This window comes from Mycobacterium sp. IDUB_37 (assembly GCF_055419245.1).
The window spans coordinates 549662-576098 of the sequence record NZ_JBVAXG010000002.1 but is presented as its reverse complement, the minus strand read 5'-3'; the positions used below and the strand labels follow the sequence as shown (position 1 = coordinate 576098).

19 protein-coding genes are annotated in these 26437 nt (G+C 64.5%); 9 read left to right on the top strand and 10 right to left on the bottom strand.

What is annotated here, in order from left to right:
- Window positions 1-5: 5 nt before the first annotated feature.
- Together ACZY1I_RS09270 and ACZY1I_RS09265 are read right to left on the bottom strand one after the other, a co-directional pair.
- On the bottom strand, window positions 6-3326 hold the full coding sequence (locus ACZY1I_RS09270) for a LuxR C-terminal-related transcriptional regulator (RefSeq protein WP_463754057.1): 3321 nt from the start codon (window positions 3324-3326) through the stop codon (window positions 6-8).
- 66 nt (window positions 3327-3392) lie between these two features.
- On the bottom strand, window positions 3393-6701 hold the full coding sequence (locus tag ACZY1I_RS09265) for a LuxR C-terminal-related transcriptional regulator (RefSeq protein WP_463754056.1): 3309 nt from the start codon (window positions 6699-6701) through the stop codon (window positions 3393-3395).
- Between the two features lie 223 nt (window positions 6702-6924).
- On the opposite strand from ACZY1I_RS09265, the gene ACZY1I_RS09260 reads away from it, so the two are divergent.
- The 3 genes from ACZY1I_RS09260 to ACZY1I_RS09250 are packed head-to-tail and all read left to right on the top strand — an operon-like array spanning window position 6925 to window position 9932.
- Window positions 6925-7530 carry a TetR/AcrR family transcriptional regulator gene (locus tag ACZY1I_RS09260; RefSeq protein ID WP_463754055.1) on the top strand — a complete coding sequence of 202 codons (606 nt, stop codon included), beginning with the start codon at window positions 6925-6927 and terminating at the stop codon, window positions 7528-7530.
- 10 nt (window positions 7531-7540) lie between these two features.
- Entirely contained in the window at window positions 7541-8473 is a 933-nt protein-coding gene (locus ACZY1I_RS09255) for an alpha/beta fold hydrolase (RefSeq protein WP_463754054.1), read from the top strand.
- 22 nt (window positions 8474-8495) lie between these two features.
- Complete coding sequence (locus ACZY1I_RS09250; RefSeq protein WP_463754053.1) at window positions 8496-9932, top strand: WS/DGAT/MGAT family O-acyltransferase; 1437 nt, start codon at window positions 8496-8498, stop codon at window positions 9930-9932.
- A 6-nt stretch (window positions 9933-9938) separates the two neighbouring features.
- Here the strand turns inward: ACZY1I_RS09250 and ACZY1I_RS09245 are convergent, their stop codons facing one another.
- Window positions 9939-10382 (bottom strand): nitroreductase family deazaflavin-dependent oxidoreductase, encoded by a 444-nt coding sequence (locus ACZY1I_RS09245; RefSeq protein ID WP_463754052.1) that lies wholly within the window; start codon window positions 10380-10382, stop codon window positions 9939-9941.
- Window positions 10383-10435: 53 nt separating this feature from the next.
- Complete coding sequence (locus ACZY1I_RS09240) at window positions 10436-13729, bottom strand: helix-turn-helix transcriptional regulator (protein WP_463754051.1); 3294 nt, start codon at window positions 13727-13729, stop codon at window positions 10436-10438.
- A 150-nt stretch (window positions 13730-13879) separates the two neighbouring features.
- On the opposite strand from ACZY1I_RS09240, the gene ACZY1I_RS09235 reads away from it, so the two are divergent.
- From ACZY1I_RS09235 to pth, 4 genes are all read left to right on the top strand, one after another.
- Window positions 13880-15112: a cytochrome P450 gene (locus tag ACZY1I_RS09235; protein WP_463754050.1), complete on the top strand. Its 1233-nt coding sequence runs from the start codon at window positions 13880-13882 to the stop codon at window positions 15110-15112.
- A gap of 24 nt (window positions 15113-15136) precedes the next feature.
- The gene (locus ACZY1I_RS09230; RefSeq protein ID WP_463754049.1) at window positions 15137-16006 is read left to right on the top strand and encodes an oxidoreductase; all 870 of its coding nucleotides are present in this window, start codon (window positions 15137-15139) and stop codon (window positions 16004-16006) included.
- Window positions 16007-16205: 199 nt separating this feature from the next.
- Window positions 16206-16874, top strand: a complete 669-nt coding sequence (locus tag ACZY1I_RS09225) for a 50S ribosomal protein L25/general stress protein Ctc (RefSeq protein ID WP_463754048.1) — start codon at window positions 16206-16208, stop codon at window positions 16872-16874.
- Between the two features lie 12 nt (window positions 16875-16886).
- Window positions 16887-17462, top strand: coding sequence for an aminoacyl-tRNA hydrolase (gene pth, locus ACZY1I_RS09220; protein WP_463754047.1), 576 nt, complete (start codon window positions 16887-16889; stop codon window positions 17460-17462).
- A gap of 30 nt (window positions 17463-17492) precedes the next feature.
- Here the strand turns inward: pth and ACZY1I_RS09215 are convergent, their stop codons facing one another.
- The 5 genes from ACZY1I_RS09215 to ACZY1I_RS09195 form a co-directional block, all read right to left on the bottom strand.
- Window positions 17493-19127, bottom strand: a complete 1635-nt coding sequence (locus ACZY1I_RS09215) for a fatty acyl-AMP ligase (RefSeq protein ID WP_463754046.1) — start codon at window positions 19125-19127, stop codon at window positions 17493-17495.
- Window positions 19128-19391: 264 nt separating this feature from the next.
- Window positions 19392-20345, bottom strand: coding sequence for a 4-(cytidine 5'-diphospho)-2-C-methyl-D-erythritol kinase (locus ACZY1I_RS09210; protein ID WP_463754045.1), 954 nt, complete (start codon window positions 20343-20345; stop codon window positions 19392-19394).
- 69 nt (window positions 20346-20414) lie between these two features.
- On the bottom strand, window positions 20415-21350 hold the full coding sequence (gene rsmA, locus ACZY1I_RS09205; protein WP_463754044.1) for a 16S rRNA (adenine(1518)-N(6)/adenine(1519)-N(6))-dimethyltransferase RsmA: 936 nt from the start codon (window positions 21348-21350) through the stop codon (window positions 20415-20417).
- Complete coding sequence (locus ACZY1I_RS09200; protein ID WP_463754043.1) at window positions 21323-22450, bottom strand: transglycosylase family protein; 1128 nt, start codon at window positions 22448-22450, stop codon at window positions 21323-21325. The genes rsmA and ACZY1I_RS09200 overlap by 28 nt, the downstream gene beginning before the upstream one ends.
- 169 nt (window positions 22451-22619) lie before the next feature.
- Complete coding sequence (locus ACZY1I_RS09195) at window positions 22620-23471, bottom strand: TatD family hydrolase (RefSeq protein WP_463754041.1); 852 nt, start codon at window positions 23469-23471, stop codon at window positions 22620-22622.
- Window positions 23472-23527: 56 nt separating this feature from the next.
- Here ACZY1I_RS09195 and metG point away from each other — a divergent pair, with 56 nt between their 5' ends.
- The gene (gene metG, locus ACZY1I_RS09190) at window positions 23528-25081 is read left to right on the top strand and encodes a methionine--tRNA ligase (protein WP_463754040.1); all 1554 of its coding nucleotides are present in this window, start codon (window positions 23528-23530) and stop codon (window positions 25079-25081) included.
- Between the two features lie 109 nt (window positions 25082-25190).
- Window positions 25191-25556: a PAS domain S-box protein gene (locus tag ACZY1I_RS09185; RefSeq protein WP_463754354.1), complete on the top strand. Its 366-nt coding sequence runs from the start codon at window positions 25191-25193 to the stop codon at window positions 25554-25556.
- 47 nt (window positions 25557-25603) lie between these two features.
- Here ACZY1I_RS09185 and ACZY1I_RS09180 read toward each other — a convergent pair whose 3' ends face one another.
- Window positions 25604-26314: a TetR family transcriptional regulator gene (locus ACZY1I_RS09180; RefSeq protein WP_463754039.1), complete on the bottom strand. Its 711-nt coding sequence runs from the start codon at window positions 26312-26314 to the stop codon at window positions 25604-25606.
- Window positions 26315-26437 lie beyond the last annotated feature (123 nt).

The following is a 26437-nucleotide window of genomic DNA, read 5'->3' as shown; positions in this document are numbered from 1 at the left end:
CCGGATCAGGCGCGCCGGACCGCTTCCTGGGCAAGCTGCACCCGCGACGTCAGGCCGAGCTTGGCATAGACGTGAGTCAGGTGGCTCTGCACCGTGCGCGGCGAGATGAACAAACGTGCCCCGATGTCACTGTTGCCCAGCCCCTCGGCAACCAGTCGCACCACGTCCAGCTCCATCGGAGTCAGCGACCCCCAGCCGCTGGCGGGGCGTTTGCGCTCGCCGCGGCCACGTTGCGCGTAGGCAACGGCTTCTTCCCTGGACAGGGCGGCACCTTCGACCAACGCTTCGTCAAAATCGTTCTCCGCCATTGATTCTCGAATGGCAGCGACGGTCGCGTCGTAGCCCGGCTGATACATCGGAAGCCGGACCTGCCCCACGCGGTCCCGCAGGCCATTCGCTGCCCCTAGCAATCGTGCCGCGTAGGTGTGATGGCCAGCGTCGGCGGCCAACTGAGCCAAACACTCCAGCGCGTCGGGAACGCGCAGATGTGTCTGGGTGCGCATGGCGACCAGGAGGGACTCGTGGGCGTCGCGCTCAGCTAGGTCGGGCTCACTTTGAGCCGCCGCCACCCAGGCGCGCACGGACAGGGCGATCGCCTGGTGGCCGCCCAGCGCCATCGCGACGTTCTCGTCGGCGTAGCGGCGGGCGGCAACCAAGTCGCCGTCGGCCAGTGCTGCCTCGGCCAACGGATTGAAAGTTCTGATAAAGACTTCCCGTTCTGGGACGGTGCGCCGCCGGCAATCGTCGGCGGCCTGTCGCGCCGCGGCAGCATCACCACAGGCCAGAGCCGCATTGGCCATAACCCCGTACACCGAGTCGCCGTAGATTCCACCCATCGCCGAGGACGTCGCGAGGCCCAATTGCGCGCAAGTTCGCGCGGCAGCCCCGTCTCCTCGATAGGCGAGCAAATTCCCGTAAGTCACGTAGGTAAAAGCCTTCATAGCGACGTCATCGCTGTCCTCGGCCTCTTGCACCAGGGTTTCCAGGATCTCGCCGGAACGAGGAAGATCGCCGCTTATCCCCAGCGCCGCGCCCTGCCATACTCTGCAGCCCCACGAGGTGAACCGGTCGCCAAACTCGTCGGCAATGCGCGCCCCCTCCGCGCCGGCCGTGCGGGCGGTGATCACGTCGCCGGTGTAAACACTCACGGCCGCTTGATAAGTGAAGATCTGGCTCAGTATCCACCGGTCACCGTGCACTCGGGCCAGCTCGATCGCTTCCGCGAGGTGACTGTTCAGTGCAGGGTCGTAGACGGCCAGCATCCCGCATCCGAGCAGCGCGCGCAGGAGCAGTCCAGGGTCATCCAGCTCCCGAGCGATCGTTACCGCGTCCTGTGCCCTTTTTAGATCTGTGGGTACGGTCGCCCACACTGCGAGGGCTGAATGGTCGGCTACGGCGCGTACCCAGACGGGCGGCGACACCGACGCGCGTTCCCAGTCCGTGAGCAACGCGTCGAAGGCCGCGAGCGCTTCTCTGAAGCGCCCGGTCCTCAGCCAGAACTGCTGCAAGGCTGAGACCAATCGCAGCGCAGTCTCGGGATCACCGTTCTCTCGACTCCAGCCATATGCCGTCCGAAGATTTTCGATCTCGACGTGCGCCCACACCAGTAGTGCCGCGTGGCCGGGCTGGGCCGTCGATTCGAGGTGCGTTGCCGTAGCTGCGTAGTAGTCGCGGTGGCGGGTGCGCGTGTCGGCAGCCTCCACGGATTCACCGAGCTTCTCCTGCGCGTACTGGCGCACCGTCTCCAACAGTCGGTAACGCATCCCGCCTGCGGCGGTCTCGATGTTGGTTTCAAAGGCCACTACCAGGGACTTGTCGACCAAGAGTCCCAATTGGTCCATCAGTTGGTAGCTCTCGAACTCGCTGTCGGCGCCTACCGCTTGAGCGGCGTCGAGATCGAAGCCGCCCGCGAACACAGCTAACCTACGGAACAGCACCTGCTCTGGCTCGGTCAACAACGCGTGCGACCAATCCACCGAGGCCCGCAGGGTCTGTTGACGTCGCACCGCGGTGCGGGCGCCGCCAGTGAGCAATCGGAACCGGTCGTGCAGGCTATCCACGATCTGCGACAGCGACAATGCCCTAACTCGCGCCGCGGCCAGCTCGATGGCCAACGGCATCCCATCAAGACGAGTGCAGATCTCTTCGATCAGACCCGTATTGTCTTGGTTGACAACGAAATCCGGCCGCGACTTTCTGGCTCGATCGCTAAACAGGTCGACCGCCTCATCGGCAACCGACAGCGACGGCACCCGCCAACTCAACTCACCGGGCACTCCGAGCGGTTCACGACTCGTGGTAAGAATCGTCAAATGCGGGCAGGTCGCTAGTAGTTCAACGACCAGCGACCCGCATGCATCCAGCAGATGCTCACAATTGTCCAGCAGCAGCAACATTGACTTGTCGCCGAAGAACTGCAACAGCAATTCCATCGTGGAGCGGCCAGGTTGATCGGGCAGCCCCAAGGTGCGGGCGAGTGTCACCGGCACCACCGCAGGATTGGTGATCGGGGCGAGGTCGACATACCAAATGCCATCGGCGAATTCGGCACCCAGCGGGGAAGAGACCTCCACGGCAAGCCTGGTCTTACCCGCGCCGCCGGCGCCGGTCAGGGTCACCAACCGGTTCTGCGAGATGATTCGTCCTAGCTCCTGCATTTCGGACTGGCGCCCAACGAAACTCGTCAACTGCGCCGGAAGATTATGCGACGCGGTGACGGTGCGCACCCGAAGCGGCGGAAACTCATTACGCAGATCCGGATGACACAACTGCACCACCCGCTCCGGACGTGGCACACCCTTCAACGGGTAGCTGCCGAGATCCGTCGACCACGCGCCCTCGGGAAGTCGATCCATGACAAGCGCTTCGGTGATCGCGGACAACACCGTCTGCCCACCATGGGCCAGATCACGAATCCGCGCAGCGCGGTTGATTGTCGGGCCCGCGTAGTTGCCTTCGTCGCGCAATTGAATCTCGCCGGTATGCAACCCAATCCGGATCTTGATCGGCGCCAACGGTGCCCGCTGCAACGCCACCGCGCACCCCGCCGCATCCGACGCGCGGGCGAACGCCGCCACAAAGCTGTCGCCTTCGCCCTGCTCCACCGGACGCACCCCGCCATAAGCAGCGACGGTCTCGTTCACCGTCCGGTTCAACGCCGCCAACGCCGCCGTCATCTGCTCAGGCTGGGTCTCCCACAGCCGTGTCGACCCTTCGACATCGGCCAGCAGCAATGTCACCGTGCCCGTCGGCAGCAACTCGCTCACACCCAACTCACTCCAGGTCAGCGCGGGTATCTCCGCATGTTGGCTCATGGTAGCCAGCATTGCCGTCAACATGGCGGATTACATCAGCGCCAGCGCGCAGATCGTCGCTGCGGGCATGCGCAATTGTCAGCCTTGACGACTCGCTTCCTGGGCAAGCTGCACCCGAGACGTCAGCCCGAGTTTCGCGTAGACGTGGGTGAGGTGGCTCTGCACCGTTCGGTGCGAGATGAACAAACGTGCCCCGATGTCACTGTTGCCCAGGCCTTTAGCGACCAGTCGCACCACGTCGAGTTCCATCGGGGTCAAAGATCCCCAGCCACTCGTTGGGCGTTTGCGCTCGCCCCGGCCGCGCTGGGCATAGCCGATCGCCTCCTCGATGGAAAGCGCGGCGCCCTCAGCCCACAGGATGTCAAAGTCGTTTTGCGGTAATGCTTCTCGCACTTTGGCGACGGCAGCATCGTAGCCGGGTTGATACATCGGAAAGCGGACGTGCTCCATGCGCTGCCGGGAACCGTGTGCGGCACCCAATACGCGTGCCGCATAAGTCATGTTGCCGTCTTCGGCCGCAATCCGGCCCAGGCATTCCAGGGCATCGGCCACCCGTAGGTATCCATGAGTGGCAGCGGCGATGGTCAGCGCCTCACGGACATCGCGTTCGGCCTGTTCGGGATCGCCCTGAGCAAAGGCGACTAACGCGCGCGTCGTCAATGCGGCAACTTTGAACCAGCCCATGACCACCGGGACCGCCTCGTCCGCCGAACGCCGCGCACCGACGAGATCACCACAAGCGAGCAGTGCCTCGGCCAAGGGAACGACTCCCCTGGTGAAGACCTCGCGCGCCGGAATGATGTGCCGCACCGCATCCTCGGATGCCCGCCTGGCCCCCTTTGCGTCGCCGCGGGCGAGCGCGGCGTAGGTGAGGGACGCTCCGACGGTGTCCTCCGTCAACATGCCTACGCTCTGCGAGGCCGCCAACGCGGATTGAGCGGCAGCGGTCGCGGCGTCCACCCGCCCCTGGCAGGCAAGGGCTCCGCCGTGGCAGACCTGACCGAAGATCGTTGCGGCGACGTCCCCCACGGCGTCCGCTTCTTCGAACAAGGTACTAAGAACCTGCTCGGCGCGGACGAGATCGCCGTGAAAATAGTGCCCGCAACCGAGCCAGGCCCGGTTGTTCCGCGAGTAGAAGCCGTCGCCGAGTGCGTCGGCGAGGTCACGTCCCGCCTCGGCGGTGGCGATGATGGCAAGGGGTTGGCCGGATACCAGGGCCGCGGTCGCCTGGTAGCTGAAAATTGCGCAGAGGCTCCACTCTTCACCCGCCGCACGAGCCAGATCGATCGCGTCGGCGAAGTACGACTCCGCTATTTCCGGGTTGTAGAAAGTCACCATCCCGCAAGCCCCCAGCGCGCGTGCAATCAGCGCCTGATCGCCGAGTTCGCGCGCGAGCGCGAGGGCGTCTTTTGCGAGTTCGACGCTGGCGTAGGCACCGGCCCACCCCGCGATCATGCATTGGTCGGCGACCGCGCGTACCCAAACGCTGGGCGCTATCGTCTCGGGTCGCCGATCGGTCAGGATCGCGTCGAACGCCGCCAGTGCCTCGCGGAAATTCCCACTGCGCAGCCAGAACTCCTGCAACGAGGACACCAGACGCAACGCCGACTCCTGGTCGGAACTCTCCGTGCTCCAGGCGAATGCCGTTCGCAGATTGGCAATCTCCCCGCGCACCCAACCGAGCAGTCGGTCGACGCCGGCGAGACCTTGCGACGCAATCTGATCGGCGGTCGCCGTGTAGAAATCACGGTGCCGGGCGCGCACGTCGTCGGCTTCACCAGACTCACCTAGTTTCTCTTGTGCGTACTGGCGCACCGTTTCCAGCAACCGATAACGCATGCCGGATTCGGACTCGGCGCTGGTTTCGAAAGCGACCACCAGGGATTTGTCGACCAGCAAACCCAGCTGGTCCATCAATTGGTATTGCTCCGCAGCGTTGTTGGCGCCAATCGCCTGAGCAGCTTCCAGATCGAATCCGCCGGCGAAGACCGCGAGGCGACGGAACAACGCCCGCTCCGGCTCGGTCAGCAGCGCGTGCGACCAATCCACCGAGGCCCGTAGAGTCTGCTGGCGGCGCACCGCGGTGCGTGCGCCACCGGTGAGTAACCGGAACCGGTCATGCAGGCTGTCCACAATCTGCTGCAACGACAGCGCCCGAACCCGCGCTGCGGCAAGCTCGATGGCTAACGGCATCCCATCGAGACGGCGGCATATCTCCTCGACCAGTCGGGAATTATTCTCGCTCACAACGAAATTGGCCCGAGCACGCCGAGCGCGGTCAGTGAACAGCTCGATCGCTTCGTCGGCAACGGTCAGGGACGGCACTCGCCAACTCAATTCACCGGGCACGCCCAGCGGCTCACGGCTCGTGGTCAGCACAGTCAAATGCGAGCAAGCCGCGAGCAATTCGACGACTATGGCCCCGCATGCGTCCAGCAAGTGCTCACAATTGTCGAGCACCAACAGCATGGTCTTGTCGCCGAAGAACCGGGTAAGCAACTCCATCGTCGAGCGGCCCGTTTGATCGGGCAGCCCAAGTGTGCGAGCGACGGTCAGCGCTGCCACCGCGGGATTGGTGATTGGGGCCAGGTCCACATACCAGATGCCATCCGGGAATTCGGCGCCCAGCGAGGAGGAGACTTCGGCAGCGAGCCTGGTCTTGCCGGATCCGCCCGCGCCGGTCAAGGTGACCAACCGGTTGTCCGAGATGATCTGTCGGAGCTCCGCCATCTGAGCCTGGCGCCCAATGAAACTCGTCAACTGCGCCGGAAGATTATGCGACGCAACAACAGTGCGCACCCGCAACGGCGGAAACTCATTGCGTAGTTCCGGATGGCACAACTGCACCACCCGCTCCGGACGCGACACGCCCTTGAGCGAGTAGCTCCCCAAGTCGGTCGTCCACGCGCCCTCGGGAAGCCGTTCCATCACAAGTGATTCGGTCACCCCTGACAACACCGTCTGCCCACCATGCGCCAGATCACGAATCCGCGCGGTGCGGTTGATCGTCGGACCCGCGTAATTGCCCTCATCACGCAACTGAATCTCGCCGGTATGCAACCCAATCCGAATCCGGATCGGCGCCAACGGCGCCCGCTGCAACGCCACAGCGCACCCCACCGCATCGGACGCGCGGGCGAACGCGGCTACAAAGCTGTCACCTTCCCCCTGCTCCACCGGACGCACCCCGCCATAAGAGGCGACCGTCTCATCCACCGTCCGGTTCAACACCGCCAACGCCGCCGCCATCTGCTCAGGCGCGGTCTCCCATAGCCGCGTCGACCCCTCGACATCGGCCAGCAGCAACGTCACCGTCCCCGTCGGCAGCAAATCGCTCACACCTAACTCACTCCAGGTCAGCGCCGAAATCTCCGCGTGTTGGCTCATGGTAGCCAGCATTGCTGCCGCAACCGCGCATTACATCTGCGCAAGCGCGCAGATCGGCCACCCCGTTGACGATTGGTGGTCTCTGGTTCCTGCGCTCGCGAGCCTCGTAGCGATGCTGCTGGCATCGCTGCCTAAGGGGCGTCAGCATCCTCGGCAGCGGGCGTTACTAAGCGCTTGCTTATAAATAAGCGCCCGCTTATAGTGGCAGCATGCGGAGGATCGGGTGAGCACGACGACGGCGGGGGTCGTCAGCAATTCCAAGGCCGCCGCGCGGATCCGGGCCGCGGCGATCGAAGCATTCGCCGAACACGGCTATGGCGGCACGACCACCCGCGACATCGCGGCACGCCTCGGTTTGAGCGCAGCCGCGATGTATCCGCACTACAAGTCCAAAGAAGAACTGCTCTTCGTTATTGCATACGAGGGCCATCAAAAGACTGTCGAATGGCTCCGCGCCGCCGATCCGGCCAGCGAATCGCCCACTAATCGCCTGCGCGCGGTGGTCGGCGAGTTCGCCCGGACGCAGGCGGCCTATCACGGCCGGTCAAAGGTGGTCGAGTACGAACTGACCGCACTCTCGCCGGAACACTACCGCGTGATCGTCGGGCTTCGCCGCAAACTGACGCGTCACATACGCGAGATCGTCAACGCCGGCGTCGGCGACGAAAGCTTTCAGGTCCCGGACACCGAGGGCGTCACGCTTGCCATCGTGTCACTGTGCGTCGACGTCTGCCGCTGGTTCCCAACCGGGCGCTACGCCGATCCCGAAACCGTGGCCAAGCTCTACTCCGAGTTGGCGCTTCGCCTCGTCAGCGTCTCTAGCGAATAGGACCGACTACATGACACAACCGCAACTCGCGCAGCCCTGGGGAGGCGCCAGTCACCTCAGCGACATCGCAGGACCGGTGCACTGGGTGGACTTCGGCGGGCCGACCGGGGCTCCGCCCATCGTCATGGTGCACGGATTGGGCGGCTCACACTTGAATTGGGTCAGCATCGCCGGACCGCTGACCGAGCGCAACAAAGTGGTCGCCGTCGACCTGCCCGGATTCGGGTTCTCGCCGGCCGCGGGCAGAAAAACCAGCATCGAAGCCAACACGAAGACACTTGACCGTTTCATCAACGAAATCATCGGCGGCCCAGTCATTTTGGTGGGCAACTCGATGGGCGGCGCTATCACGATTCTGGAGGCGGCTGCCAACCCAGAGGCGGTCGCCGCAGTAGTCCTGGTCGACCCGGCGCTGCCGCGACCGGTAGAGGTTCCCGACGGCCAGGTCGCCGCACAGTTCCTGATGTACGCCGTTCCCGGCGTCGGCGAAGCGTTCATGGACGTCAGCAGACGATCCAAAAGCGACCGCGAGCTAGTTCAGCGCGTCATCAACCTCTGCTTCGCAGATCCTCGCCGAAGCGACCCGAAGGTGATGGACGCCGCTACCGCACTGGTCGCCTACCGCCGCCTGCACATGCCCAAGCAAGACGCCGCATTCCTCCAAGCCGCTCGGTCCGTCCTGCGGTCGGGGTTGCGGCCGCGTCAGTTCAAGAACACCATGAAATCGCTCACGCAGCCCGTGCTGCTCATCCACGGCGATAAAGACCGACTGGTGCCCATCACCGCAGCGCGCATTGCTGCCGCTGCTAATCGCAAGTGGGACAAGGAATTTCTCTCCGACGTCGGACACACTCCGCAGCTGGAAAACCCCGGCGCGGTGATCCAAGCCGTTCAGCATTGGCTCGAGCGTCACGAACTTGGCGCCACAGCGCCAGCAATATGACCGCACCAACTGAGGAAACCCGATGAAACAGCTCTCCGGCTTAGACGCGGCGTTCTTGACGCTGGAAACCCAGAACTCCACCGGACACGTCGGCGGATTACTGATCCTCGACCCGAGCGATGCGCCGGCACCACTGGACCTGGCAGCGTTGACCAGGCTGATGAACCAGCGCATCGGGCAGATTCCGCTGCTGCGGCAGCGGTTGAAGTACGTGCCGTTGGGACTTGACCAGCCCTACTGGATCGATGACCAGAACTTCGACATGGAATTCCATGTCCGCGAAATCTCACTTCCCACACCGGGTTCGGACGCGCAACTCACCGAGCAGGTCAGCCGGTTGCACGCGCGTCCGCTGGATCGGCGGCGACCGCTGTGGGAGATGTACCTCATCTCGGGCCTCGCGGGCGGGCGCCTGGGCGTCTACACGAAGATCCATCACGCAGCCATCGATGGCGTCTCTGGCGCCGAGCTGATGACGGTCCTCGTGGACCTGACGCCCGAGTCCGAAAAACCAAATCTTGCAGACGATTTCAAGCCCGAACCGGCACCGAGCGACACGACGCTGCTCACCCGTGCGGCGGTGTCGTTGGCCACCCGACCGGCCAGCGCCGTACGGATTGCGGCCGGGATGGGCCGGGCGCTACCGCTGTTCGGCAGTGTGCTCTCTCCGTATGTCGGCGCGCTGCTCGGTCGTGACGACCGAGACGGTGACGTCATCAACTCGGCTCCGTTGATCGCGCCGCGGACGCCGTTCAACGACGAAGTCACCCTGCACCGGCGGTTTGCGATGCGCAGCGTCGAACTCGACGACGTGAAGACCGTCAAGAACGCATTCGGCGCTTCGGTCAACGACGTTGTGATGGCCATGTCGGCTGGTGCGGTGCGGCACTGGCTGATCGATCACGATGCGCTGCCGGAAGGTCCGCTCGTCGCGATGGTTCCTGTCTCGGTGCGCGACGAGGCCAGCAAGTCCAAGCTCGGCAACAGAGTTTCGGCGATGTTTGCGGCATTGCCGACTCACCTTGACGACCCCGTCGCCCGCCTCAACACGGTTCGCGAAGCGACCAAGGTCGCCAAAACCCAGCAGGCGGCGATCCCACAGGGACTCGTCGACAACGTCACCGACTTCGCCCCGCCGGCACTGGTGGCCCGCGCTGCCCGGGTGATGTTCGCCTTAGGCCTGCCGCACCGGGTCCCCCCCTATAACCTGGTGATCTCCAATGTGCCCGGCCCTAACGTCGACCTGTACCTCGGTGGCGCGAAAGTGCTGGCCAATTATCCGGTTTCGGTGGTTACGGACGGCCAGGGATTCAACATCACCGTCAACAGCAACAGCGGGCAGATGCATTTCGGTCTGATCGGCTGCCGCGAACTGGTTCCGGACATTGATGTCATTGGGAGCTACCTCGTCGACGAACTCGACAAGTTACTCAAACTCGCCCATGACTTGGAGGGATAGGTCGGGTCACGGAGTCGGGGTCAGAACAATCACCGGAATCGGCCGCGATGTCTTCTTTTGATACTCGACATAGCGGTCGGCATTGTTCTTGTTGACGATCTTCCACAGTCGCGCGTAGTCGAGGCTGTCGGGCAGCACCGGCGTGGCCCTGACGGTGTAACGGCTTGAGCCGACATTGATTTCGACGTCAGGGTTGGCTTTCAGGTTGTGATACCAACCGGGTGCCGTGGGCAACCCGCCCTTGGACGCCACGATCAGATAGTTGTCGCCGTCCCTGGCATAGCTCAGCGTATTGGTGCGCTTCTTACCCGTTTTGGCGCCCACCGTGTGCAGCAGCAGATTGGGCGGCATACCCGGAACCCGATGCCCGATCCGGCCGTTCGTCGCTTGGTAAATCTTGTCGTGCAAGCTGAGAAATCTGAAGAGCACCTGCTCGGCCATGGATGTCATCGCTTCAGTCTTCCCGAGGCACGTCGCCCACGCTAGGGCGCTGACGGACCGGGTCAGAGGCGACGGTGGGCTTCCTGGGCAAGTTGCACCCGAGATGTCAGCCCGAGCTTGGCGTAGACGTGGGTGAGGTGGCTCTGCACCGTGCGCGGCGAGATGAACAAGCGGGCGCCGATGTCGTTGTTGCCCAATCCTTCTGCGACCAATCGCACCACGTCGCGCTCCATCGGAGTCAACGATCCCCAGCCACTGGTCGGGCGTTTGCGTTCGCCGCGGCCGCGTTGGGCGTAGGCGATCGCCTCTTCGGTGGATAACCCACCGCCTTCGCTCCACGCCGCATGAAAATCATCCCGCCCCATAGCATCCCGGACAGCCACGAGAGCGGCGGCGTAATCCGTTTGGTACATCGGGTAGCGCGCTTCTCCGGTGCGCTGGCGAATGCCGTCGGCCGCGCCCAATACGCGCGCCGCATGCGGGTAGTTGCCGCCGTCAGCTGCCATTCGAGCAAGACACTCCAGAATGTCTGGCACCTTCCAATACCCATAGGTACGGGCGGCGACAACCAACGCGTCGTGAGCGTCCCTTTCTGCCTGGTCCGTCTCGCCTTGCGCGAGGGCGACGTGGGCCCGTGAAGTCAGAGCTAGCACCTGATGGGATCCGGGCACCGTGGCAACAGTTTCGTCAGACCAGCGGCGGGCGGCCGCGAGATCGCCGCAACTCAAAGCTGCTTCAGCCATCGGGACAAGGCTTTTGGTGAATAATTCCTTCAGCGGATACGTGTGCTGCATGGCTGCATCGCAGGCACGCTTAGCGGCTACGGCGTCGCCTCGGGCCAGCGCGGCGCTGGCCATGGTGATGTACGCGGTGTCCTCATGGAAACCGCCTATAGCCGCAGCGGCTTCGAGGGCGGCTTCGGCTGCGGTGTGCGCCCCGGCGGCATCGCCCTGGAACGCGAGCACTTGTCCGAGGGTGATGAGACCGAACGTCTCCATCGCGCGGTCCCCGGCCGTACGCGCTTCCTCGACCAGTGAGAGCGCTACGTCTCGGGCCTCGGCCATTTTGCCCAGCATGCATAACGCGCCGCTGAGAAACGTTCGACAGTATCGGGACATGAACTTGTCGCCGAGTGCTTCGGCAAGATCGCGTCCTTCCGCACCGGCCGCCTGCGAGCCGAGTGGATTGCCCGCGACATTGTTGGCGAAGGTTTGATATGCGCGCAGGTGACATTGGACAGACAGGTCCCCCGACGCGCGAGCCAGCTCGATGGCCTCGGCGAAGTACGGCCCGGCGTCGTAGAAACTGAGCATGCCGCAGCCCATCAGCGTGCGTGCGATGAGTCCCTGATCGTTGAGTTCGCGCGCGACGGCCAGGGCTTTTTCTGCGCGTTCCAAACTGGCGGGCACCGACGCCCAAACAGCTAGAACTGAGGCGTCGGCGACGGCGCGGACCAAGATCGCGGGCGCGATGTCACTGGTGTCGTAGAGGCCGTCGGCAAAAGCGGCATCGAAGGCAGCCAGCCCCTCGCGAAACCGCCCACGGGTCAGCCAGAACTGCTGCAGCGACGCCGCGAGCTGCAACGCCGACCCGACCGATGCGGTCTCGCGGCTCCACGCATGCGCCGCCCGCAGGTTGTCGATCTCAACTTCGGCCCACTGGATGAGCACCGTCCCGACGCCCTGTGCTTGTGCCGCGCGGTCTCGGGCAGTGGTGGTGTAGTAGTCGCGGTGCCGGGTGCGCACCGCGTCGGCCTCGCCCGACTCACCGAGCTTTTCGAGTCCGTACTGACGCACGGTTTCCAGCAGGCGGTATCGCATTGCGCCACGGATTTCCTCAGCGACGACGAGCGACTTGTCCACCAGCAGTCCCAGAAGATCGATGAGCTGAAATTGCTCGACATCCGTGCTTGCGCCCACTGCATGGGCGGCATCGAGGTCGAATCCCCCCATGAACGCAGCCAGACGTCGGAACAGGACGCGTTCCGGATCGGTGAGCATTGCGTGCGACCAGTCAACGGAGGCCCGTAACGTCTGCTGGCGGCGCACCGCGGTGCGCGCGCCCCCGGTCAGTAGCCGGAAGCGGTCGTGCAGGCTATCCACGATCTGTTGCAGTGACAGGGCCCGAATCCGCGCTGCGGCAAGCTCAATCGCCAGCGGCATCCCGTCGAGGCGGTCGCAAATCTCCCTGATGACCACCGTATTGCCCTGATTGACAACGAAATCGGGACGGGCCCGTCGAGCACGTTCGGCGAACAGTTCGACCGCCTCGTCAGCCAGTGACAACGACGGCACCCGCCAGCTCAGTTCGCCGGGCACGCCGAGTGGTTCGCGACTGGTGGTCAGAATAGTCAAATTCGAGCAAGAGGCCAGTAATTCGATGACCATGGCCCCGCTAGCATCGAGCAGATGCTCACAGTTATCGAGCACCAGCAAAATCGACTTTTTGGCGAAGAACCGCACCAACAGTTGCATGGTGGAACGGCCTGGCTGGTCAGGCAGGCCCAGCGTGCGCGCGACGGTTACCGGCACCACCGCGGCGTCGGTGATCGGCGCCAGATCGATGTACCACAGCCCGTCGCCGAACTCCGCGGCCAATTGGGCCGCGACTTCGACCGCCAGTCGGGTTTTCCCCGCACCGCCGGCCCCGCACAGCGTGACCAGCCGATTGTCGGTGATGGCCCGTCGTATCTGAGTCATTTCCGCTTGGCGCCCAACGAAACTCGTCAACTGCGCCGGAAGATTATGCGACGCAACAACAGTGCGCACCCGCAACGGCGGAAACTCATTGCGTAGTTCCGGATGACACAACTGCACCACCCGCTCCGGACGCGACACGCCCTTGAGCGAATAGCTCCCCAAGTCAGTCGTCCACGCGCCCTCGGGAAGCCGTTCCATCACAAGTGATTCGGTCACCCCTGACAACACCGTCTGCCCACCATGCGCCAGATCCCTGATACGGGCCGTCCTATTGATAGTCGGCCCCACGTAATTCCCCTCATCACGCAACTGAATCTCGCCGGTATGCAACCCAATCCGAATCCGGATCGGCGCCAACGGTGCCCGCTGCAACGCCACCGCACACCCCACCGCATCCGACGCGCGGGCGAACGCCGCCACAAAGCTGTCACCCTCGCCTTGCTCCACCGGACGCACCCCACCAAACACCGCGATGGTCTCATCCACCGTCCGGTTCAACACCGCCAACGCCGCCGCCATCTGCTCAGGCGCGGTCTCCCACAACCGTGTCGACCCCTCGACATCAGCCAGCAGCAACGTCACCGTCCCCGTCGGCAGCAACTCGCTCACACCCAACTCACTCCAGGTCAGCGCCGAAATCTCCGCGTGTTGGCTCATGGTAGCCAGCATCGCTGCCGCAACCCATGCACTACATCGGCGAAATAGCGCGGTTCCGCACCCGCGACGCGCGTAATTGCGCGGTCGGCGTGCGCAATATGCGCGCTGCGGCGGATCTTTTCGGCCATCCGTCGCCGGATAGTCGACGCCATGACAATCCCAAACGTCCTTGATCGCCCCAGCGTTTTTGAAGCCGGCCTGCCCGTGCTCAGCTATCACGAACTCACGGATCCAGAGGCGGCGCACCGCGCTATGGCCGGCACCCGCGCCGAAAGCCCGATCGCCCTCGGCCCGTACGGGCCGGAAATCTTGAGCTATGACCTGGTCCGGAGCGTATTGCGGGACAACCGTTTCGTCACCGCTCAGGGACTGGGCCTCAGCGTGCAGGGCATCACCTCGGGCCCACTGTGGGACAGAAGCACCAGCAACATCCTCGGTCTGGACGGAGCGGTTCACCACCGCCTGCGACGGCTGGTGTCGAAGGCCTTCTCCCCTCGTGCGGCCGAACGGCTACGCGGCTTGACCATCGACGTCATCACCGATCTTGTAGAACCGGTCGCCGCAGTCGGGCACTGCGACCTCGTCGCAGATGTCACGCGGCAGTTCCCGACGCGCATCATCTGCGCGCTGCTCGGCGCACCGGCGCAAGACTGGCGATTGTTCTCGGACTGGACTGAGGACATCAAGAAGCTCTTCGAAACCAACGTCGCCAACGAGGCCGAAATCATCCTGACTGCGTGGAACGAGTTGGATGCCTACCTCGAGGATCTGATTGCGCGCCGCCGTCGGTCGCTGACAGATGACCTCATCTCGGATCTCATCCGCGCTGAGGAGGACGGCGACCACCTTTCCCACGACGAATTGATCATGCTGTGCGGCACCCTGCTCGGCGCCGGCACCGACACCACCCGCAACCAGCTCGCCGCGGCGGTCGAAGCCCTCGCCGAGCAGCCGACGCAATGGGCCATGGTTGCTCAACATCCCGAGCTGGCTCCGGCCGCGGTTCACGAGCTGATGCGCTACCGCCCAATCATTCTCGGCACAATTCGACAAGCCGCAGAAGACATTGAACTGGCCGGTGTCCGCATACCTGCCGGAACCATCGTCGTCGCCAACACCGCTGCGGCCAACCGCGACCCCGAGGTGTACGACGACCCGGAGCGGCTCGACATCACTCGTGCGGAGCCCGCAGCCATCCTCAACTTCGGCGGCGGCGTGCACTACTGCCTCGGCGCGCATCTGGCCCGGCTCGAGATGACCGAAGCGCTTCGCGTCATCACCGCGCGGATGCCGAACGCGAAGGTGACGGGCCCGGTCCCCTGGCATGCGATGAACGGGATCACCGGACCCCGCACGGTGCCACTGGCCTTCGACAAGGTGTGAGGACGGCTGCCTACAGTGGGCACCATGACCGACTGGACAGCAGCTGACCTTCCCTCGTTCGACGGACGGACCGTCATTATCACCGGAGCCAACAGCGGGCTGGGCGAGGTGACCGCCCGCGAACTCGCCGGCCGCGGCGCCAAGGTCATCATGGCCGTGCGCAACACCGATAAGGGCAACAACGCTGCGCGGCAGATCACCGGGTCGGTCGAGGTGCGCCCGCTCGACCTGCAGGATCTGTCTTCGGTACGCCAGTTCGCCGACAGCGTCGACAATGCCGACATCCTGATCAACAACGCTGGCATCATGGCCGTCCCATACGCCCTGACTGCCGACGGATTCGAGAGCCAGATCGGCACCAACCACCTGGGTCATTTCGCGCTGACCAACCTGCTGCTGCCCAAACTCAGCGACCGCGTGGTGACGGTGTCCTCGATGGCGCACTGGCCCGGGAAGATCAACCTGACCGACCTCAGCTACCAGAAACGGCGCTACTCGCCGTGGCTGGCGTATAGCCAGTCGAAGCTGGCCAATCTGTTGTTCACCAGCGAACTGCAGCGCCGCCTCACCGCTGCCGGGTCTGCGCTGCGAGCGCTGGCGGCCCACCCCGGCTACTCGCACACCAACCTGCAGGGTGCTACCGGCCGCAAGCTGAGCGATGCGATCGTCGGCGCAGCCACTCAGTTGGTCGGGACCGATGCAGACTTCGGCGCCAGGCAGACGTTGTATGCCGCAGCGCAGGATCTGCCCGGCAATACTTTTGCCGGCCCCAAGTTCGGCTACCTCGGCAGGACTCAACCCGTCGGACGCAGTCCGCGGGCCAACGACTCATCGACCGCCGCCTCGCTCTGGGACCTGTCTGAGCAGCTCACCGACACCCATTTTCCGCTCTGACGCCTCCACAGCGCCTGCAAGCGGGCGACCTACCGCAGCCGTCGAATTTCCTCCCCGACCGGCACATGCGCTAACCTAACGACGCGTCACGGCGAGGGTAGCTGGCCTTTCACCAGCTCACCGTTATCGACGGAGACCGACATACTGTCGCGATCCTGGCCGTGCCTTCGACACAGTGCCTAAACACAGGAGCGACACGATGGCAAAATCTGCAGTCAACAATCTGACCGTTACCGTCCGTACCGAGACGGGCAAGGGCGCGTCCCGGCGGGCCCGGCGCAACGGCAGGATCCCCGCTGTTCTGTACGGCCACGGCAGTGACCCGCAGCACCTGGAGTTGCCCGCACACGACTTCGCGGCCGTGCTGCGCCACACCGGCACCAACGCGGTGCTCACCATGGACATCGAGGGCAAAGAGCAACTCGCGCTGACCAAGTCGATCGTGATCCACCCGATCCGGCGCACCATCGAGCACGCCGACCTGCTGGTTGTGCGTCGCGGTGAGAAGGTCACCGTCGAGGTGAACGTCATCGTCGAGGGCGAGGCCGGGCCGGACACGCTGATCACCCAAGAGACCAACGCCATCGAGATCGAGGCCGAGGCCCTGTCGATCCCCGAGCAGCTGACGGTCTCGGTTGAGGGCGCCGAGGCCGGCACCCAGTTCACCGCGGGACAGATCGAGCTGCCGCGTGGCGTCACCCTGATCTCTGACCCCGAATTGCTGGTCGTCAACGTGGTGCAGGCCCCGACGGCCGAGGACCTCGAGGACGACGGCGCGGGCGAGTCCGAAGAGGGCGAGGGCGAGTCCGAAGAGGGCGAGTCCGAAGAGGCTTCGGACGGCGACGCCGCCTCAGACGAGTCCGAGTAGGCGGAACCAGACGTGGCCGAACCCCTTTTGGTGGTCGGCCTGGGCAATCCGGGCGACAACTACGCCCGGACCCGACACAATGTCGGCTTCATGGTTGCCGACGTCCTCGCTACCCGGCTGGGCGAAAAGTTCAAGGCGCACAAGCGTTCCGGCGCCGAAGTCTGCACCGGCCGGTTAGCGGGGCGATCTGTGGTGCTGGCCAAGCCACGCTGCTACATGAACGAGTCGGGGCGCCAGGTCGGGCCGCTGGCCAAGTTCTACTCGGTTCCGGCGGCCGACATCATCGTCCTGCACGATGAGCTCGACCTGGACTTCGGCCGCATCCGGCTCAAGTTGGGCGGTGGCGAGGGCGGCCACAACGGGCTGCGGTCGGTCGCTTCGGCGTTGACTACCAAGGACTTTCAACGCGTGCGCATCGGAATCGGCCGTCCGCCCGGGCGCAAAGACCCGGCCGCATTCGTGCTGGAGCCGTTCAACGCAGCGGAGCGTACCGAGGTGCCGACGATCTGCGAACAAGCCGCCGACGCAACGGAAATGCTGATCGAACTAGGGCTGGAGCCGGCGCAGAACCGAGTGCACGCCTGGTAACCCGCGAGCAGATCTGAGTGACCGCCAGGTCTAGGTGACCAGGGTGACGGAGTTCGCCCGGCGCAGCTTGCCCGACGGCGTCTTGGGAATGGTCCCCGGGCCGAGCACGACGACGTTGCGTGGCCGTACATCAACCTCTTTGACGACCTCGTGGGCCACGTCGTGCTCGATACGGCGGCACTCGGCCGGGTTCTCGAAAGCATTCGACTCGACGGCGACGGCGAAGGACTCTCGTGAGTGCCCGGCGTCGAGGCGCACGGCTACCGCGCAGCCCGGGCGGACGCCGACAACCCGGCCCGCCGCCCGCTCGATGTCGGTCGGGTAGATATTGCGGCCGGCCATGATGATGACGTCTTTGACGCGGCCACACACCACGACGTGACCGTTTTCCAGAAGGTAGCCGAGGTCGCCGGTGTCGTACCAGCCGTGCTCGTCCTGAGCCGGGATGAAGCCGCCCATGGTGATGTAGCCGGGCGTCACGCACTCGCCGCGCAGCTCGATGACTCCGACGCCGCGGGCGGGAAGCGGATCGCCGTTCTCGTCGACGACGCGTGCCTCCAGGTCCTGCAGCAGCGGCCCAAGCGTGGCCAGCCTGCGGGTGTTGCCCTTGGTTGCCGGTACGGCCCGTCGCAGCGCTGCCATCAGATCGCTGTCGACCTCGTCGACCACCAAGCCGGAGTTGCACTTGGAGAACGACACGGCCAGCGTTGTCTCGGCCATGCCGTAGGCCGGCAGGATCGCCGACGGCCGCAGGCCGAACGGCTTGCCCGCGTCGAGGAGGTCCTCGACGTCGGCGGGATCGACGGGCTCGGCGCCGGAGAGCGCGAAGCGCAGCGACGACAAGTCGAACTGGCCGGCGTTGGCCTGGCGGCGCAACCGCTTGGCGAGCAGCGCGTAGGCGAAGTTCGGGGCCGCGGTCATGGTGCCCTTGTACTTGTCGATCAACTTCGCCCACAGCAGCGTGTCGCGCAGGAAGTCCATCGGGGTGACCTTGACCAGTTCCGCGCCGAAGAACATCGGAATGGTGAGGAAGCCGACCATGCCCATGTCGTGGAAGCAGGGCAACCAGCTGACCATTACGTCCTTGTGGACGTCGTACTCGGCGCCGATGAACATCGCCTCGGCGTTGGAGTAGATGTTGCGGTGGGTGATCTGGACGGCCTTCGGGGATCCGGTCGATCCCGACGTCAACTGCATGAGAGCCAGGTCGTCTTCGCCGACCTCGATCGGGTCGATCGGGTCCGAGGCCAGCAGGTCGGCGGCGGTGAGGACTGTGATGCCCTTTTCCTCGAGCACGGGGATGGCCACCGTGAACGGTTCCGAGACGATGACGGCCTTGGCCTCGATCATGCCGATGACAGTCATGGTGTCTTCGGCCCACATCACCAGGTCGGTGCGCGGTGTGGGCTGGTGCAGCATGGTCAGGCTGGCACCGCGCATCCACAAGCCCTGCGCCGTTGGGGCGATCTCAACGGGGAAGCCGGCGAGCACTCCAACGGCGTCGCCCCGTCCGATACCCGCGGCGGCAAGGCCACCCGCAATACAACGTGCGCGCTCGTGGACCTCGCCCCAAGTGTGACGAATCGGTTCGTGGGGTTCACCGGTGACCATGCCCGTCGTAGCAGTGCGGGCATTGAGAAACATCTTCTCGGTAAACCTGCTCACGCAAACCTCCTCGGTTCCAGCACAACCCCAAGGTCCGAACTTCTAATGTTGCACCTGCCAGATCTCGCTTTGAGGCAGGCGCGCGTACACGTTGGGGAGCGGTTAGGTCTCGATTTGATGATGAAGCGCGGCTCTGCAGGCCCGTGGTGACTGGGCTGCTCGGACGCATCGTGACTCACCACCGCGCATTATCTTAAGCAACTCTTAAGTAACTACCAAACCCCTAGATGATTTGAGTTCGATGTCACATTCGCGTCCCGGCGGTTACGAGTCAGTTGCGGGCGCCGGTACCACCTTGGCTCCGGGCACCGGTCCACTCGCGACCCGGACGGTGCGGCACACCCCCGCACCCGACAACTGAGCGCCGACGTCAATGGCGGAGTCCGCCGAGTCACACAAGAACGCGCAGGTAGGACCCGATCCGGACACAATCCCGGCCAGTGCCCCCGCTTCGACACCCGCGCGCAGTGTCCGGCGCAGCGCTGGATCCAGACTGACGGCTGCCGCCTGCATCTCGTTACCCAACAGTGGTGCGAGCTGCTGTGGATCGCCCGCTGCCAGTGCGGCGAGGACGGGTCCCGGCTCGTCAAGGCGCGGTGGATCGCCGGCTTCTCTGAGCCGATCCAGCTCGCCGTATACCCCCGGAGTCAGCAGCCCGCTGTCGGCGAACGCCAGCACCCAGTGGAACGTATTGCGCGACAGCACGGTGGCCAGCTCCTCGCCACGGCCAGTTCCCAGCGCGGTGCCGCCGTGCAACGCGAACGGCACGTCGCTGCCCAACTGCGCGGCCATCGTGCGTAAATCCCGGCGGGGCACGTTCAGCTCCCACAACGAGTTCATCGCCACCAGCACCGCGGCTGCGTCGGCGCTGCCGCCCGCCATTCCCCCGGCCAGCGGAATGGACTTGTCGATCAGGATCGATACGTCAGGTGCGCGGCCCACATGCTCGGCCATCAGCTCGGCGGCCCGCCAGGCGAGGTTGCGTTCGTCTGTGGGCAGCTTGTCGGCGCCTTCGCCGACATGGTCCAGCGACAGCACGTCAGCACTGCGGACCGTCACCTCGTCGAACAGCGAGACGGCGTGAAACACCGTCGTCAGCTCGTGGTAGCCATCGTCGCGGCGGTCACCGACGGCCAGGTAGAGGTTCACCTTCCCCGGTACCCGCACAGTGACCGAACCGGTGGGCACCCACAATTCGGCTACGTTGCCGTCAGACATCGCAGCAGACTATCGCTGCGCGCAATGAACCACTCGCAGCGGCACGACGGGCGGCTGATCGGCGCGGCATCAGCCGGCGGGAACCTGCGCCTGGTCCTGGCCGGCGCCCGGGGCGGCGTCTCCGTCGCCAGAGCGTCGCAACAGGCGCACAAAGTCGTCGACCGACAGGGTCTCGCCGCGTCGGGCAGGGTCGATACTGGCCGCGAGCAGGCGGTTCGCCGACTCGTTGCCCGACCCCGCCCATCCCGCGAACGCATTGCGCGACGTCTTGCGGCGTTGCGCGAACGCGATGTCCACCAGCTCGAAAACCCGTTTGCGGAACGTTTCGTCAACGGGAAACGGCGACGTCTCGTAGCGATCGATGCGAACCAGACCGGAGTCGACGCGGGGAACGGGCCAGAACACCGTCGGCGGCACCGTGCCGCAGCGGCGCACCCGACCGTAGAAGTTCACCTTGACGCTGGGCACCCCGTATTCCTTGCCGCCCGGCCCAGCGGCAAGGCGCTCGGCGACCTCGGCCTGCACCATCACCGTCACCACGCGGATGGTGGGAAATTCGGCGAGCAGATGCAACAGAGCCGGGACTGCCACGTTGTAGGGCAGGTTGGCCACCACCGCCGTCGGCTCGGTGTCCAGATCGTCCCTGCGCAGGCCCAACACGTCTTGGTTGACGACGGTGAGTCGTTGGAACTCGCTGGTCGAGTGCTCGGCAATTGTCTGCGGCAGCCGCTCGGCAAGCACCGGATCGATCTCGACGGCGATCACGGCCGCGCCGCGGTCCAGTAACGCCAGCGTCAGCGACCCTAGACCGGGACCGACCTCGAGAACGACGTCGGACTTGTCGACCCCCGAGGCGGTGACCACTTTCCGCACCGTGTTCGCGTCGTGTACAAAATTCTGTCCGAGGGACTTCCGCGGCCTGACATCGAGCTCCTTGGCCAACCGCCTGATATCGGTGCGCCCTAGCAGTCGGACGGTCAGCGCGCACCCGCCCGTCCACTGCATACCGGCCAGGCACCCCAGCCTTGACGCTGCCGGGTCACCTCGGCGACCGCGATCTGCTCCTCGCGGGTGGCCATGTCGGCACGAGGGGCGTAGCGCAGCCCGCCGCTGGCCTCCCAGGTGCCCTGGTCGAACTGCACGCCGCCGTAGAACCCGTTACCGGTGTTGATCGCCCAGTTGCCGCCGGCTTCGCATCCCGCGAGGGCGTCCCAGATGCTTCCGTCGTTCACCGCCGGCACCTCGGTACCCGGCTTGGTGCCCACCCGCACCACCGCTTCGTGTGCCGGACTGAGCACGACGTTGGAAATCGGCAGGCGACCAGTCTCGACGCCGTTGACCTCGGCCACCGCGAACGTCACGTCCTGCGTGCCGGGAAGGCCCGGGTCTTCGACGATCTCCCGGCTCATGTTCAGCTCCGGGTCCTCGATGCGGCGCGCCGGTGGCGGCAGCGGCATCCGCTCGGTGATCTGCTCGATGCGGTTACGCGTGACCTGGATCTGCATCCCGTCGGTGATCGGGGCCGTCGCGCCGGGCACTACCTGGTCGGCTTCCTGCAGTGGGATGCCTGCGGCCGCCAACAACCCGGCAACTGTGGGCGCCGGCAGATGCACCGACCGGACATTTCCGCCATCGTCGATCTGGACCGTCTTGGCGCTCACGACCGGCAGGGACATGCCTGCCAGTGGAACGCGGCTCGCGCGGGAAGCCGCGGCGGGGGCGGTGTCGGTCATGGCAAGCTGCGCGAGCGCCTCGTCGACAGTGGACGCCGTGGTCCACACCTGACGGGAGTTCTGCCCGTCCAGCGTGATCTCCAACGGCCTGCTGCGCCGCAGCACGATGGTCGAAGCGTCGCCGACGGTCACGTCGGCTGCGGGATACACGTCGTCACGCCCGCTGACGTCGTACCCGTTTTCCTGGACGATGTCGATCACTTTCGACTTCATCGTCGCGACTCGCATCGAAGTCCCGTCGACGGTCAACGTCACGGTCTTGGACACGGAGACGGCGTATCCGCCGGCAAAAGTCAGTACCAACAACAACGCGCCAACTACCAGGCGCAACACCGGTGATTCAGTTTCATGAAGTTTCGTAAGCAGACTCAATGTATGTAATCCCGACCTAATCAACCCTTAGCGAACGCTCAACGACGAGCTTCCCGACCCTATTCACCTGAAATCACAAAAGAGGCCACTGCGGCCCCGCGATCGATCACAAGACGGTAACGAACGGACGAATGCTGAGCAACTCCTGCTCGCGGATTAGGGGCAAAGACTAGGGTTTCTGGCCCAGTCCGTACGCTCGCCAAGCATTGCTCGTGGTGATTTCCGCCAATTCTTCCGGCCGCCGATTGACCAGTTCAGCAAGGGCGCGCACGGTATATGGCAGGCAGTACGACTCATTTGCTGCGCCGCGATAGGGGTGCGGAGTCAGAAATGGTGCGTCGGTCTCCACCAAAAGTTGCTCGATCGGTATCAGCGGAACAGCTTCGCGAAGATCCCGAGCGTTGCGGAAGCTCACTGTCCCGGACAGGCTGATCAACCAGCCGGCGGCAACGCACGCCCGCGCCATCGCGCTGTCGGACGAGAAACAGTGAAAAATCACGGTGTCGGGCGCACCCTCGGCACGCAGCACATCCAGCACCTCGCGATCGGCCTCCCGGTTGTGGATCATCAGCGGTTTACCGAGGCGCTTTGCCAGGTCGATGTGCCAGGCAAAGGCCTCACGTTGCACGTCCGGCTGCGCGCAACCGTCGAGCCGACCGGGCCAGTACATGTCCATGCCCGTTTCACCGACGGCCACGACCCGTGGATGTGCGGCCAGTTCCTCGATCTCGCCACGGGCGGTGTCGGTGAGTGCGTCGGCCCGTGTCGGGTGTAGCGCCACAGCCCCGTAGACCCGCGGATCCCATTCGGTTGCCTGTGTCACCCAGCGGGCCGAATCCATGTCGTCGGCGATGGTGACAACGGCGGTGACCCCGACCGCCGCGGCGCGGTCAACGATGGCGCGCACCCCCGCAGCGTCGGACGCGCCACACGCGTCGAGGTGGGTGTGGGCGTCAATCAAGGGCGACAAAGGCTCCGGTGCGGGCGGAGCCTGTCGCTGGGCGGACCGGTTGGAGCTCACGCGGACACGATATGTCCACACACGGACGATGAACCCAACCAATAGGGTGAGTTGCGATGAAGCCCTATTACGTAACCACCGCGATCGCCTACCCGAACGGCGTGCCGCACATGGGTCACGCCTACGAATACATCGCCACCGACGCGATCGCCCGGTTCAAGCGGCTCGACGGTTTCGACGTGAGATTTCTTACCGGGACAGACGAGCACGGCCTCAAGGTCGCACAGGCCGCCGCGGCTGCCGGGGTGCCGACCGCCCAGCTGGCGCGCAGCAACTCGGATGTGTTCGAGCGCATGCAGGAGAAGCTCAATATCTCCTTCGACCGGTTCATCCGCACCACCGACGCCGACCATCACGAGGCGTCGACGGAAATCTGGCGGCGGATGCAGGCCGCCGGTGACATCTATCTGGACAACTACGCCGGTTGGTACTCGGTGCGCGACGAACGGTTCTTCGTCGAATCGGAGACCCAACTGCTTGAGGACGGCACTCGGATCGCGGTGGAAACCGGCACACCGGTGACCTGGACGGAGGAAGAGACCTTCTTCTTCCGGCTGTCGTCGTACGCGGACAAGCTGCTGGCGCACTACAAAGCCAACCCCGGATTCATCGCGCCGGACACCCGTCGCAACGAAGTCGTCAGCTTCGTCTCCGGCGGCCTGGAGGATCTATCGGTATCCCGCACGTCATTCGACTGGGGCGTGCAGGTGCCCGGACACCCCGACCACATCATGTATGTGTGGGTCGACGCGCTGACCAACTATCTGACCGGCGCCGGGTTCCCGGACACCGACTCGGCGTTGTTCGGCAAATATTGGCCCGCCGATCTGCACATGATCGGCAAAGACATCATCAGATTCCACGCCGTGTACTGGCCGGCTTTCTTGATGTCGGCCGGAATCGAGTTGCCACAACGGGTTTTCGCGCACGGTTTCCTGCACAACCGGGGCGAGAAGATGAGCAAGTCCGTCGGCAACATCGTCGACCCGGTGGCGATGGTCGATACCTTCGGCGTGGATCAGGTCCGCTATTTCTTATTGCGCGAAATCCCGTTCGGCCAGGACGGCAGCTACAGCGACGAATCGATCATCAACCGGATCAATACCGATCTGGCCAACGAACTCGGCAATCTGGCTCAGCGGTCGTTGTCGATGGTGGCCAAGAACCTGGACGGGGTGGCACCCGAACCGGGCGAGTTCACCGAGGCCGACACCGAGTTGCTGGCCACGGCCGACGGCCTGCTGGAGCGGGTGCGCACCCATTTCGACGTGCAGGCGATACACCTTGCGCTCGAGGCGATCTGGCTGATGCTCGGCGACGCGAACAAGTATTTTTCGGCGCAACAGCCCTGGGTGTTGCGAAAGAGCGACGCCGACGCCGACCAGGACAGGTTCCGCACCACGCTCTACGTCACCTGCGAAGTGGTCCGCATCGCCGCGCTACTGGTCAGCCCAGTGCTGCCGGATTCGGCCGGGAAATTGCTGGATCTGCTCGGCCAGACCGAAGGCCAGCGGACGTTCGCCGCGGCCGGCGTGCGGCTCGCGCCTGGGACGGTATTGCCGCCGCCCACAGGGGTGTTCCCCCGCTACCAAGTGCCCGACACCACTTAAGGCGACCGGCCGCGCCGCAAATACCGAGGCGAGTGAGCATCGTTTTTCGGCTATAGGACATAATTGCAAAGTGGAGCGAAGACAAAATCGGCAGCCCAGCCAGTCGCCGATAACCACGTTGAAGCAATTGCCTGCACTTGTGGTGCTCGAGCGGATCCCAGTGCCCGTCCTCGCGATCGCCGATGACGGAAGCATCTTGTTCACCAATACCCCCTTCGCTGCCATGGTGGGCTTCGAACCGGACGAGGTTCTGGAATTGCGGTTTCACGAGATCTTCCACCAGGCCCCGGAATCGGAATCGTCGCTGCTCTCCTTCGTTCATGCCTTGGCAAACATGGTGGTCGAACTCGCCCATAAGGACGGTTCAGTGGTGCGCGCACTGATGAGCAGATCAGCGGTTCGGCGCGCCGATGACAAGTTCGCCCTCGCGGCTTTTCAGGATCTGACCGAACAATTGTGGGAAGAGGAGCGCTAAGCCCGCTCGGTTATGGCCGGCCCACTCGGCGCCGCAAGCGCGTAGAGCTAGTTTGTTTCCGATGGCGCTGCCGCGGCGACCGCGTGCGCACTCGGTCGCGAATGACGCATCGCTTCACGGGCAAGGAACTGCCGAAAGTAAGGCAGCGACGCCTCGGCGGCAGCGCCCGGCAGCAGCAGAATCCAGATCTGACCCAATCGCGAATTGAGTTCGTCAATCACGCCTTCGTTGCTGCGGGTTCGGGATACCGCGATGGAGAGCATCCGAGTTCCGATCATGGCACCCACGATCGCCTCGGCGAGGGCTTCCGGGTCGACGTCTTCGCGCAGATCGCCTTCCAGGATCGCCCGCCGGGCCTGGACTGCCATTTCCGACACCCAGCCTGCGCAACAGCGGGCGGCGGCGTCGTTGAATCCGCTCAACGCGGCGATCAACTGCTCTGCGGCGCGAGCCGTCTTATCCGTGCTGAGCACCTGGGCGATCGCGAAGGTGCCGTGGATCATGTTTTCCAGGGCGGGCGATCCCGAAGCGCTGACGCTACGAAACGCCGCGAGCAGGACCAGGGCGCCCTCGTCGATGATGTCCGATGCGAGCGCTTCCTTGGAGTCAAAGTGATGGTAGAGGGCACCTTTGGTCATGCCCGTCCGCTCGATGATGGTGCCCCACCCAGCGGCCGCGTACCCGACCTCACTGAATACATCGATCGCCGCATCGAGAATCTTCCGACGTGTGACCTCGGATCGAACCTGGCGCGCCATCGCTTTTCGCACCTCCGCAAGTGGTGTCTGTCCGGTATCAGCCGGGTCTGTGCGTCTCGTTCTTCCTGGTCAGCCGGTCAAGACTAACAGCCGACGTTTCTGCGCCTTGGATGCTGCGCCCGG